We start from the raw sequence: 11853 nt of genomic DNA on the forward strand, positions 1-11853 counted from the left end.
ATTTCCGGTCACGTTTTGCCCAAACATCTTTGTTTGGTTTGGGTTAATCTTTGGCCGCGCCCCCCCGTTGCAGCCAGACGGCCACAATGATGATCAGACCTTGCATTGTGCCGTTCAGGTAGTTCGAAATCAGATCGGTAAAGTTTAGGATGTTGCCGATTGTTGTCAGGATCAGCGCGCCGATAATGGTGCCACCGATGCGGCCATAACCGCCCTTAAGGACTGTGCCGCCAATGATCACCGCAGCGATCGCTTCGAGTTCCCACAACACGCCGGTTGACGATGACGCGGACCCCAACCGCGGCACATAGATCACGGTGGCCAACGCCACACAGACACCTTGGATCATGTAGGTCCAGGTCTTGATCCGGTCGACGTTGATCGCTGAATATTGCGCGACATTTTCGTTTGATCCAATCGCGGTGCAATAACGCCCAAACGTAGTGCGGTTCATCAAAAACCACCCCCCAGCAGCCACAAAGATGAACACCCAGACCGGGATCGGAACCCAAAGGATCGTGTCGTAATAGACCGGGCGATAGGTGTTGCGAATGTCAAAATTCAGCGACAACGTGCCGCCATCGGCAAAATAGGTCACCAAAGACCGGAAAATCCCCATCGTGCCCAGCGTAACGATGAACGCTTCGATTTTACCTTTGGTGGTCAGGAACCCGTTGGCGAACCCAGCCCCCAGCCCCAGTAAAATCGCGCAGACCGCACCAACAATCACTGTCAAACTGCCAGTGCCCAGCGTGTCGACCAACGCGTTCATCAGGATGATCATCACCCCGGCGATCACCGCGGCCATAGACCCAACCGACAGGTCGATCCCCCCCGACGTGATCACAAACGTAGCGCCCACAGCGATGATCCCGATAAATGCCGACCGGGTCAGCAAATTGGTGATATTGCCTTCGCTCAGAAACGCTGAATTCAGTGAAAACCCAATAAGACACAACAAAACCAAGGCGATCGCCGGGCCGTACAGCTTTAGGTCGATCTTTCGTTTCAGCTCAGCGTTTGGCGCTTCTACCGAGGTCTCAGGCATGGTTTACTTCCTCTCTTAGCCCTGCGGCATAGCCAACGATTTCATTTTCGTTGATGTCATTTCCTGTCAATTCGCCCATGATCCGCCCATCCCGCATCACGATAACACGGTGTGAAACGCCAATGATTTCGGGCATTTCAGATGATATCACCACCACGGACACACCTTCGGCGGCAAGGGCCGCAATAAAATGATAAATCTGCTGTTTTGTGCCCACATCGATGCCACGGGTGGGTTCGTCGATGATCACAATCTTGGGGTTGGCTTCCATCACTTTGGCCAATAGCAATTTCTGCTGATTGCCACCGGACATGTCCCCGGCCCGCACATCTGGATCCCGCGCACGAATATCAAAGCGACGAATAGCGCGGGCCAATGCGTCGTCTTCGGCGCTGCGGTTCAACACCAGCCGATTGGCAAAGTTTCGCAAAGCCAGCAATGTCAGATTTGCCCGCATCCCCTGATCCAGCAACAGACCTTTGCCTTTGCGATCTTTGGTCAGATAAACAACCCCCACATCGCGGGCCTGCGCCACCGAAGTGAACACGCCTTTGTGGCCCAAAATGGTGACATTCCCCGCCAAAGCCGGGGTCAGCGAACAGATCGTTTCAAACACTTCTGTGCGGCCGGCCCCCACCAATCCCGCAAATCCTAGTATTTCACCCTTGCGCAGGTTGAAATTCACACCATGCAGGTTCTGAGTACGCAACCCCCTGACATCCATGACAATTTCAGCGTCCACATCCACTTCGTTCATCGGTGGATAGAGGTCCGACAATTCACGCCCGACCATCATGCGGGCCATGTCTTCGACCACGGTTTCATGGGTTGGACGGGTCGCAATCCACTGCCCGTCGCGCAGGATTGTCACCCGATCCGAGATCTTTTTGACCTCTTGCAGTTTGTGACTGACAAACATGATCGCCACGCCCTGAGCGCGCAATCGCATCACCTGCGAAAACAGGATTTCGGTTTCGGCCTCGGTTAGAACCGCTGTCGGTTCATCCATGATCAAAACGCGCGCGTCGCGGTTCATCGCTTTGGCAATTTCGACCATCTGCTTTTGGGCAATCGATAGCTGTGAAATGCGGGTATCGGGCGACACGTTCATGCCAACTTCGGTCAACAATTGCTGGACCACCTGATGCATAGCCGACCGGTTAAGGATGCCACGAGTTTCAATCTCGCGGCCCAGAAAAATATTTTCGGTGATCGTCATTTGCTCGGCCAGGTTCAGTTCCTGATGGATCAGGACAATCCCCATGTCTTCGGCCTGCCCGTTTGGCGGCAATGTGACCCGTTCACCATCCAAATACAGCCCCCCTGACGTGGGCGCATGGATGCCTGACAGGATTTTCATCAACGTAGATTTGCCCGCACCGTTTTCGCCGATCAGCGCGTGAACTTCGCCGGATCGAATGTCAAAACTCACGCTGAACAGGACCGGAACCGCGCCAAACGACTTGCTGACGCAATCCGCACTTAGCACAATTTGTCCGGCTGTGGCCTCTTCGCTCATGTTTCGAACCCCTCCCAAGGTCATCCAAATTTGGATGGCTGCCCTCCTGCAGCGAATCCCATGTAAACCTTTACATCAATCTATGTAAAGGTTTTCATCGCAGGCCAAATTTGGTAATGTCACACTGAATTCCGGGATGATGACGGTTTGAAAGACGTCTTGGATTGGCAATTGACGAACGGGCGACGTGCAGAAAAATCCAGCGAAACCAGCAACTATTGAGGATGTCGCGCGATTGGCCGGAGTGTCGATCGCAACGGTCAGCCGCGCAATTTCTAAGCCCGATAAAGTCGCCGAAAGCACACGCAAAAAAGTGTCCGCCGCGATTGCCCGCACCGGCTATACCGCCAATGCGATGGCCCAAAATTTGCGCCGGCAACGGTCACAAATGGTGTTGGTTTTGGCCCAATCCATTTCAGACCCCAACTTTCCTGGGATCCTGACCGGGTTGGAAAAAGTTGCCAATGAACGTGGCTATGGCGTTCTGATTGGCAACACCGAAGGCGATGTCGCGCTGGAGGAAAAATACCTGCGATTTCTTTCCACCGGGATCGCCGACGGACTGATCCTGTTAACGGGCCATTTGCCGGTGGCGGGATGGCCTGAAAACTCAAAATCCCACATTCCGCCCACGGTTGCGGCCGCCACCCCGGTCAGCCATTCCGACGTCAGTTACGTCTGTATGGATGATCAATCCGCCGCGCGGGTTGCCACCGAATTTTTGATGTCCATGGGGCACAAAGAGATCGTCTATGTCACTGGTCCCAAAGGCAATATTCTGTCGGATCGGCGATTGACCGGCTATTGTGATGCGCTGAGCCAGAAAACCGAACAGATGTCGATCTGGAAAATCGATGGGGATGGCACCAGTTTGGGGGGACGCGCCGCCGTTGAACGATTGTGCATTCGCGATACGCTGCCGACCGCGTTTTTCTGCTTTAATGACGACACGGCGATTGGTGTGATCCGCGCCCTGCAGGACCGGGGCTATTCCGTCCCAGAGGACATGTCGGTGATGGGTTTTGATGACATTCCTTTTGCCAGCAATGTCACCCCTGCCCTCACGACAATCCGCCAACCGCGTAGTCAGATTGGCGAACATGCCATGACGTGTTTGCTGGACCGGCTTGCCAATGCCGATACCAGCTTTGATGCGATTGAGCTGCACGGGGATTTGATCGTGCGCGACTCTTGTGGCCCTGCCAAGGTCCCCTAGTTTTTGGACTGGCGTGCCGCGTTTAACGCTTGCGACAATACGGATCGATCCCCGATATGATTGCATAAAACCAAGATCAGCCGCGCATTCAATGCGTCGCTTTCCGATTTTTCCAGGCCCTGATGTGCGGCCACCAATTCGTCGTAAAACGCGTCCGGGTCCGCCAGATTTGGGGTCAGTTTCAAATCCATGTTCAGGCTCCTTTTCCGATGGCCGTCGCAACAGCGCCCGCAACAGCGTCCATATCAAAATCAGTCCAGCGCGCCGCGACGTGTTGATCCGGGCGGATCAAATATACCGCACGTTCCTGTTGGCCCAAATAGCGGGATTTCAGGTCTGAATGGGGATCGTTTTTCCCCGTTTCCAGGGACACAACATCCAATTTGAGACCTTCGATTTCAGGCAGCGTCGGAACCGGTGTATTGATGGCCAAAACTGTGAAATTGCCCGGCAAAATGTCCAGCAAAAACCCATTATCCAGACGTGCATCGACGCAGGATGCGCCAACCCGGCTGCGATCAGGACCATCCAGCATATCTGGCCCATTCAGCGGCTGTTCGTCATACACACAAGGCACAGATAGGCGCCCTGAATTCACCATAGGGCGGGCAAATGCATGTTCACGTGCCAGATCTAACACAGCATTGCGGAACACTTTGCTGATCTCTGATTTTGGTGTCAGAAAATCGGTCGCACGGGTTGAATTCAGGATGTTTTCATCCGCGCCATGCACCCGTTCAGCAGAATAGGTATCCAGCAGGGATTCAGGGGCTAACCCGCGCAAAACCAGATCCAGTTTCCACGCCAAGTTATCCGTATCCTGCAGACCGGAATTGGCGCCGCGTGCCCCAAAGGGCGACACTTGGTGAGCGGCATCACCCGCAAACAGAACGTTGCCATGACGGAACTCTTTCATGCGGCGGCATTGGAACGTGTAAATAGAGGTCCATTCCAGTTCATAATCCACATCACCGCCCAGCATCGCATCCACCCGTTCACGGATTTTTGCCGGTTCCAATTCCGCCTTACGGTCAATGTCCCAACCCAGTTGGAAATCAATGCGCCAGATGTCGTCAGGCTGTTTGTGCAGCAATGCAGATTGGCCCGAATTTTTGAACGAAGGCTCAAACCAGAACCACCGCTCTGTGGGGAAATCGGCCTTCATTTTTACGTCGGCGATCAAGAAGTTATCCTCAAACACCCGCCCATCAAAGCTAAGCCCCATCATGTCCCGCACCGGTGAACGTGCGCCGTCACAGGCGATCATCCAATCCGCTTCGATCTGATAGGAACCATCTGGCGTGTCGACGTCCAGAACCACATGATCGTCTTTTTGCGTCAGCCCTGTCACAAGGTTCTGACCGCGAATTTCAATGGGCGCGCCTTCCGCTTGGGCGACGCGAATTTCATCGACCAGATATTTTTCAAAATAGGGCTGCTGAAGGTTGATGAATGCAGGCATTTTATGGCCCGCCTCAGGTTGCAGGTTAAATTCAAAAACCTGATCATCCCCATGGAACACCTTGCCGACGTTCCAAACCACACCTTTGTCCACCATCGCCTGCCCAGCACCAAGCCGGTCGGCAATTTCCAAAGTGCGTTTGGCAAAACAGATCGCGCGACTGCCTTGGCCGACGCCTTCGTGGTCATCCAGCACCAGAACAGGGGTACCTTTGCGCCCCAAATCCAATGCCGCAGCCATCCCAATAGGCCCTCCACCAACAATCACCACTGGGTGACGGATCGCTGGCCTGTCTTGGTCGGGGTGTTTTGCATATGGGTACAACTTAAATGCGATGTCGTAACGAACGTCGACCATTTTGCTCTCCTCTTTTGTGCATTCAGCCCTGTAGCTGAGCCCACATGTCCAGATCACGTTTGTCGGTCCAGATGCGTGGATGTTCGATCCCGCGGGCCTCGTCATAGGCGCGGGCCACGTTGAACGGCAGGCAATGTTCGTAGATGGCGTAATCCTTGAATTTAGGATCACAAGAGGCGCGCACGGCGTCCCATGCCTCTTTCAAAGAGCCGCCCCGTGCGGCCACTTTGGCGGCGGGCGCATAGGTGCTGTTAACAAAGTCACGGGTGGATTCAATGGCCCGTTCAACGGCGTCTTTGCCGATCAACGCCCCACCGCGCCCCGGCGCAATTGCATCCACATCATAGGACTTGATCGCATCAAGCGTGTTGCCCCAATCGGCAAAATGTCCATCGCCACAATAACATGCAGAGTGATCTTCTACGATATCACCTGTGAACATCACGTTCTGATCCGGCACATGGATCACAGCATCACCAGCCGTATGGGCCCGGCCGATCTGTTTGATATCAACGCGGCGATTGCCCAGATATACCGTCATGCTGTCGCTGAATGTGGTTGTGGGATAGGTCAGGCCGGGGATGCTTTCGTGGCCCTCAAACAAACGGGGAAACCGTTGAAATTCGCTGTCCCAATCTTCTTGGCCGCGTTCCACGACCATGGCGCGGGCCTTGTCAGACATGATAATCTGAGACGCCCCAAAGGCAGATGCCCCCAGAACCCGCACCGCGTGGTAATGGGTCAGCACAACATGGCTGATCGGTTTGTCGGTTACAGACCGCACTTTTTCGATCACTTTATTGGCCAAACGGGGGGTGGCCTGGGCCTCAACGATCATCACGCTGTCATCGCCGATAATCACACCCGAATTGGGGTCGCCTTCGGCGGTAAAGGCATACAAACCCTCGCCGATTTCATCAAAGGTGACTTTCTTTTCGCTCATGTCCCCTTGGGACGCAAATGCCTTGCTCATTGGATTTCCTAACGGACAGTTTAGCGGGAATAAGGGTTGGGCAAGGCAGGCAGCACTGTGCCAATGCAGGGGCCAAATCCGATGGAATATCCATCGCCACGGGCGGTGCCATGCAGGGCCAATGTGTCACCATCCTGGATAAAGCTTCGCTCTTCACCGCTGTCTAACGTGAAGGGTTCCTTGCCCCCCCAGCTGAGTTCCAGCAGCGATCCGCGATTGTCTTTTTCGGGGCCGGAAATGGTCCCTGACCCCAATAGATCACCGACCCGCATAGGGCAGCCGGATGTGGTGTGATGCGCCAGTTGTTGCGCCGCAGAATAATACATTTCTTTGTAATTCGTGCGAGCAATGGTGCTGGCAGCCTCGCCCATGGGGGCCAAAGTGACTGACAAATCAATGTCATACAGCATTGGGCCGGTATCTTTGATGTGATCGAGCAGTTCAAAATCCCGCTCAGGTGTGTCCACCCGGAACGGATCAAGCGCGGCACGGGTCACAATCCAGGGGCTGATTGTGGTCGCGGTCGCTTTGGCCTGAAATGGGCCCAGCGGCTGATATTCCCACGCTTGGATGTCACGCGCGGACCAGTCGTTCAACAGAACGTAGCCAAAGATGTTGGCGTCTGCCTCATCAACCGAGATCGGACCATTCGACGGCGTGCCGACAATGGCGCCCATTTCCAATTCGATGTCAAAACGCGCACAGGGGGCAAAACGTGGCAGATCGTCATTTGGCCCCTTTAATTGCCCCCAAGGGCGGCGCACATCCGTCCCCGAAACGACAACCGAAGACGCCCGGCCATTGTAACCGATCGGAATGTGCAACCAATTGGGTGGCAACGCATTTTCGGCGCCCCGAAACATTGTTCCCACATTGACGGCGTGATTGCGGCCTGCGTAAAAATCGGTGTATTCGCCCACTTGCATTGGCATATGCAGCGTCACATCAGATGCTGCAACCATTGTTGCGGCGACGGCGGCTTGGTCATTGCTGTCAGCGGCCAACAAAGCGATCAACCGGGCGCGCAATGCGTCCCATGCCTCTCGGCCCAGCGCCATAAATGCATTCCAGGATGGGGCATCAAATGCGCCGGGAAAATCGATCAAACCTGCGGCTTGCAGGGCTGGCAGATCAACCACTTGGTCCCCAATGGCAACCCCACAACGCGGGTCCGACCCAGCGGTTGAAAATACGCCATATGGCAAATTGTTGAGCGGGAATTCGCAATCAGGGGCATTGGCCGATTCCAGCCAAGAACGAAGCAAGCGAGACATGGTTATCCTTCCGCGTCAGGTTGATTATCCGGATGCGCTGCGTCAAATGCAGGCAGGGCCAGACAGGCGTTTTCAAGCGCCCGAAGTTTTGGATAAGGGGTCAGGTTCAGTCCCCAACGATGAGCATTATAAAGCTGTGGCACGATGCACAGATCCACGAGCGTCACCCCGTCGCCAAACGCAAACGGGGCACCCTCTATCATGGGTTCCAAGACATCAAACGCCTTGGTCATATAGTCACACATCCATGTCACAACGTCGTCTTGTGTGGCCCCAAACCGCTGTTTGAGCTGCTGCCCCGTCCCGAGGTTTGTGATCGGCTGTGTTTCCATGGCAATCAAATGCGCCGCCGCCAATATGCGTGCACGCAACAATGGATCGTCTGATATCAGCGATGGCGTCGGATACTTGTTTTCAAGCCAATCGATGATGGCAAGCGATTGGGTCAACATCGTGCCATCGGGCAGTTCTAAGGCGGGTACCAATTGCTGAGGGTTTTTCGCCTTGTAAGCGTCAGAATGCTGTTCGCCCCCATTGCGCACCAGATGGATAGGGCAAATTTCATGCTCTATTTCTTTGATGTTGAGCGCAATGCGAACCCGATAGGCCGATGACGAACGCCAATAGGAATAGAGCTTCATTTGTCCCAAGTTCCCTCAGGCGTGCCATCAAATTTCTTTTCGATGTCGCTCCAGCAATCGATGTAATTGTCCTGCAATGGCGCCTCTTGGGCGGCGAACCGGGTCAGGTGCTGTGGGAACCGGGTTTCGAACATGAACGACATGGTGTTGTCCAGTTTTTCGGCCTTTAGGTCCGCGTTAGAGGCCCCATTAAAGGCATTTTTGTCCGGACCATGTGGCAGCATCATATTGTGCAGTGAAATCCCACCCGGCGCAAAACCATCAGGTTTGGCGTCATATTGCCCGTAAATATTGCCCATCAATTCGGACATGATGTTTTTATGATACCAAGGCGGGCGGAATGTATTTTCGGCGACCATCCAGCGTTCACGGAACAGCACAAAGTCAATATTGGCCGTGCCCGGCTGCCCAGAAGGTGCTGTTAACACGGTGAAAATGGACGGATCAGGGTGATCAAACAGGATCGCACCCACGGGGCAATAGGTCCGCAGGTCATATTTAACCGGCGCGTAATTCCCGTGCCACGCCACCACGTCCAAGGGGCTATGGCCGATTTCGGTTTTGTGGAACTGGCCACACCATTTGATGGTGATGGTGGACGGCACTTCACGGTCTTCATAGGCGGCAACGGGCGCCTTGAAATCACGTGGATTGGCCATGCAATTGGCCCCAATCGGACCCCGCCCCGGCAGTTCAAATTTCTGGCCGTAATTTTCACAGACAAACCCGCGCGCAGGCCCGTCAATCACTTCGACACGATAAACCAAGCCACGCGGGATGATCGCGATTTCCTGTGGTTCCAGATCAATGATACCAAGTTCGGTGTAAAACCGTAATTTGCCCTCTTGGGGGACAACCAACAATTCACTGTCGGCTGAGAAAAAGTAGTCATCGATCATGCTGTCGGTGACCAGATAGACATGTGTCGCCATGCCGACCTGAGTGTTGACATCCCCGGCCGTCGTCATGGTGTGCATGCCGTTGACCCAGTTGGTCGCCACACCATTCTGAGGGATCGGATCCCAGCGATATTGCCCCAAGGATGTGACATCCTGCGGAATATGCGGCGCTGATTTCCAATACGGAACGTCGTTTTTTTCGTAGCGAAGCGAATGTTTCACCGAAGGGCGAATGCGATAGCACCATGTCCGTTCGTTTTGATGGCTGGGCGCCGTAAAGGCCGTGCCCGATAGCTGTTCACCATAAAGCCCATAATTGCATTTCTGGGGGCTGTTCATGCCCTGTGGCAACGCATCTGGCAGCGCTTCTGATTCATAGTCGTTACCAAAACCAGGCATGTATCCCTGGTGTGGGCCAGACAAAGACGGCGCTTGAACCATGCGGCTCTGAGGGGTCGAATTGCTCATCTTGTTCTCCATCATCAACTTAGGCAAACCCTAATCGTTGCATTTGCAACAATCAAGTCCTGAATCCGCAAAACGGTGTCGAAATGCGTTAAAAACCTATTGAAACACGCGCCAATTCACATCGCGGCGACCAGCCACAGGGACAACCACGGAACGCTGATCAACAGGAAAAGTCGAACAATATCAGCGATCCAAAACGGCAATACCCCGCGAAAAATTGTCGACAATGGCACATCGCGCAGGACTGATTTCAATACAAAAACATTCATGCCCACAGGCGGTGTGATCAGGCTAATTTCGGTGACCACCACCACAACAATTGCAAACCAGATCAACGCATATTCCGGGTCCAGCAGCAATTCATTGGCAAAAGGCAGTTCGTACATCAGCGGGTAAAATACCGGCACCGTCAGCAGCACCATCGACAAACTTTCCAGCACACATCCCAAGATCATGTAAATCAACACGATCACCAAAATGACGGCCCAAACCGGCATTTCCAGATCCAGCACGAGGGATGCCAAGCCATCCGGCAATCCGGCAAAATTGACAAAGTTTGAAAACAGCTCGGCCCCGATCACAACCGCGAAAATCATCGCCGTGGCCCGCACGCTATCAAACGTGGCCGTCAGGAAATCCCGAAACGACATCGTCCGCAATGTGACGGCGATCAATACCGATGCGCCAGCCCCCATTCCCGCCGCCTCAGTCGGGGTAAAGAACCCGCCATAAATCCCCACCATGATAAACAAAAACAGACCGACCACGCAGAATACACCGATCACATCAGACCGATCCATGGGGTCGCTTTCGCTGACATCCGGGGCCAGTTCTGGTTTGATCCAGACCGCGACTTTCACAGCCAGCAGATACAGAACCACCCCCAGAATTCCCGGGATCACACCCGCGATAAACAATTTGGAAATGTCCGTTTCCGTCAACAAACCGTAGATGATCAAGATCACCGAAGGCGGGATCAAAATCCCCAACGTCCCCCCGGCTGCGATGGACCCGGTGGCCAGTCGGTCATCATAGCCAAATTTACGCATCGACGGCATGGCCACTTTGGACATTGTGGCGGCTGTGGCCAGCGATGATCCGCAAACGGCTGAAAACCCGCCACATGAAAACACCGATGCCATGGCCAGCCCGCCCCGTGTGCGTCCAAACAATCGGTTGGCACCGGCAAACAGGCCATGCGCGACACCTGACGCGGCCAAAACGTTGCCCATAAAGATGAATAATGGAATGACAGACAGGCTATAGGACAACGCGGAATCAAACGCGACCTGCCCCGTCATGGCCCAGGCGGGATGCCAGCCTCGCAACAACGCAAACCCAATGCCGCCCACAGCCGCCATCGCAAATGCGATCGGCACGCGTACAAGGATCAGCCCCAAAAGGACCGCAAATCCGATAAGTGATTCAATCATGTCGATGCCTTAGTTGGTGCTGGTTTGGGATGGCGCATCAAACGGAGCATGCAGCCCACGTAGAAACGCAATGAACGCGCTGATCAGACAGGAAAATGCCGCCAAAAAACCAAACGGGGCCAACGGGATTTCCAAGGCGTTGGTTGTGGCCCCGTCATGGGCGGCCTTTAGGGCATGTGACGCCAATCGCCATGCCAAAGTGGCCAGCAATGCCGCGGAAAACAGCCCTGCAAATGCCGACATAAACCGGGTCATGCGCGCGCTGAGCACCACATTGAGCAAATCCACTTCGATATGTTCTTTGCGTTCCGTGGTCAGGGGCAACGCGGCGAAAACCAGTGCTGCCAATAGAATTTCGGTGATTTCAAAGGCCCCTTTGAGGGGGCGATCAAAGAGATACCGCCCCACCACATCCGTACAGGTCACCAAAATCAAACTGAACAGGATCAGAGCGGCCCCGACCCCAAGGGTATTTTGCAAAATCTTGCCAATATCTAAACTGGCATCATCTGGCCCATCCCCTGAGGATCGTTTTGTGAACCTTTGCCGAAGCCGCTCCATGC

11 protein-coding genes are annotated in these 11853 nt (G+C 54.3%); 1 reads left to right on the forward strand and 10 read right to left on the reverse strand.

Going from position 1 to position 11853, the window contains the following annotated elements; genetic code table 11:
• Positions 1 to 43: 43 nt before the first annotated feature.
• Positions 44 to 1048, reverse strand: coding sequence for an ABC transporter permease (locus AB1F12_RS11580; protein WP_368184501.1), 1005 nt, complete (start codon positions 1046 to 1048; stop codon positions 44 to 46).
• On the reverse strand, positions 1041 to 2567 hold the full coding sequence (locus AB1F12_RS11585) for a sugar ABC transporter ATP-binding protein (protein ID WP_368184503.1): 1527 nt from the start codon (positions 2565 to 2567) through the stop codon (positions 1041 to 1043). The genes AB1F12_RS11580 and AB1F12_RS11585 overlap by 8 nt, the downstream gene beginning before the upstream one ends.
• 187 nt (positions 2568 to 2754) lie before the next feature.
• Here AB1F12_RS11585 and AB1F12_RS11590 point away from each other — a divergent pair, with 187 nt between their 5' ends.
• On the forward strand, positions 2755 to 3783 hold the full coding sequence (locus AB1F12_RS11590; RefSeq protein ID WP_368184504.1) for a LacI family DNA-binding transcriptional regulator: 1029 nt from the start codon (positions 2755 to 2757) through the stop codon (positions 3781 to 3783).
• Here AB1F12_RS11590 and AB1F12_RS11595 read toward each other — a convergent pair.
• The 8 genes from AB1F12_RS11595 to AB1F12_RS11630 all read right to left on the reverse strand — a co-directional run bounded on the left by AB1F12_RS11595 (position 3780) and on the right by AB1F12_RS11630 (position 11851).
• Entirely contained in the window at positions 3780 to 3974 is a 195-nt protein-coding gene (locus AB1F12_RS11595) for a DUF2783 domain-containing protein (RefSeq protein ID WP_368184505.1), read from the reverse strand. The two genes, AB1F12_RS11590 and AB1F12_RS11595, sit on opposite strands and share 4 nt — an antisense overlap.
• Before the next feature lie 2 nt (positions 3975 to 3976).
• Positions 3977 to 5602 (reverse strand): FAD-dependent oxidoreductase, encoded by a 1626-nt coding sequence (locus tag AB1F12_RS11600; protein ID WP_368184507.1) that lies wholly within the window; start codon positions 5600 to 5602, stop codon positions 3977 to 3979.
• Positions 5603 to 5624: 22 nt separating this feature from the next.
• The gene (locus AB1F12_RS11605; protein ID WP_368184508.1) at positions 5625 to 6575 is read right to left on the reverse strand and encodes an MBL fold metallo-hydrolase; all 951 of its coding nucleotides are present in this window, start codon (positions 6573 to 6575) and stop codon (positions 5625 to 5627) included.
• Positions 6576 to 6595: 20 nt separating this feature from the next.
• Positions 6596 to 7849, reverse strand: coding sequence for a fumarylacetoacetase (gene fahA, locus AB1F12_RS11610; protein ID WP_368184510.1), 1254 nt, complete (start codon positions 7847 to 7849; stop codon positions 6596 to 6598).
• 2 nt (positions 7850 to 7851) lie between these two features.
• Positions 7852 to 8490, reverse strand: a complete 639-nt coding sequence (gene maiA / locus AB1F12_RS11615) for a maleylacetoacetate isomerase (RefSeq protein ID WP_368184511.1) — start codon at positions 8488 to 8490, stop codon at positions 7852 to 7854.
• Positions 8487 to 9857: a homogentisate 1,2-dioxygenase gene (gene hmgA, locus AB1F12_RS11620; protein ID WP_368184513.1), complete on the reverse strand. Its 1371-nt coding sequence runs from the start codon at positions 9855 to 9857 to the stop codon at positions 8487 to 8489. The genes maiA and hmgA overlap by 4 nt, the downstream gene beginning before the upstream one ends.
• A gap of 116 nt (positions 9858 to 9973) precedes the next feature.
• Positions 9974 to 11290: a TRAP transporter large permease gene (locus AB1F12_RS11625; RefSeq protein ID WP_368184515.1), complete on the reverse strand. Its 1317-nt coding sequence runs from the start codon at positions 11288 to 11290 to the stop codon at positions 9974 to 9976.
• A 9-nt stretch (positions 11291 to 11299) separates the two neighbouring features.
• Positions 11300 to 11851, reverse strand: a complete 552-nt coding sequence (locus tag AB1F12_RS11630) for a TRAP transporter small permease (protein WP_368184516.1) — start codon at positions 11849 to 11851, stop codon at positions 11300 to 11302.
• Positions 11852 to 11853 lie beyond the last annotated feature (2 nt).

Source organism: Aestuariibius sp. HNIBRBA575, assembly GCF_040932005.1.
GTDB lineage: Bacteria > Pseudomonadota > Alphaproteobacteria > Rhodobacterales > Rhodobacteraceae > CANLNM01.

What these genes read in the sequence shown, in the direction of transcription:
- AB1F12_RS11580 (WP_368184501.1), bottom strand. Translation starts at nt 1,048, where the DNA reads ATGCCTGAGACCTCGGTAGAAGCGCCAAACGCTGAGCTGAAACGAAAG.
- AB1F12_RS11585 (WP_368184503.1), bottom strand. Translation starts at nt 2,567, where the DNA reads ATGAGCGAAGAGGCCACAGCCGGACAAATTGTGCTAAGTGCGGATTGC.
- AB1F12_RS11595 (WP_368184505.1), bottom strand. Translation starts at nt 3,974, where the DNA reads ATGGATTTGAAACTGACCCCAAATCTGGCGGACCCGGACGCGTTTTAC.
- AB1F12_RS11600 (WP_368184507.1), bottom strand. Translation starts at nt 5,602, where the DNA reads ATGGTCGACGTTCGTTACGACATCGCATTTAAGTTGTACCCATATGCA.
- AB1F12_RS11605 (WP_368184508.1), bottom strand. Translation starts at nt 6,575, where the DNA reads ATGAGCAAGGCATTTGCGTCCCAAGGGGACATGAGCGAAAAGAAAGTC.
- fahA (WP_368184510.1), bottom strand. Translation starts at nt 7,849, where the DNA reads ATGTCTCGCTTGCTTCGTTCTTGGCTGGAATCGGCCAATGCCCCTGAT.
- maiA (WP_368184511.1), bottom strand. Translation starts at nt 8,490, where the DNA reads ATGAAGCTCTATTCCTATTGGCGTTCGTCATCGGCCTATCGGGTTCGC.
- hmgA (WP_368184513.1), bottom strand. Translation starts at nt 9,857, where the DNA reads ATGAGCAATTCGACCCCTCAGAGCCGCATGGTTCAAGCGCCGTCTTTG.
- AB1F12_RS11625 (WP_368184515.1), bottom strand. Translation starts at nt 11,290, where the DNA reads ATGATTGAATCACTTATCGGATTTGCGGTCCTTTTGGGGCTGATCCTT.
- AB1F12_RS11630 (WP_368184516.1), bottom strand. Translation starts at nt 11,851, where the DNA reads ATGGAGCGGCTTCGGCAAAGGTTCACAAAACGATCCTCAGGGGATGGG.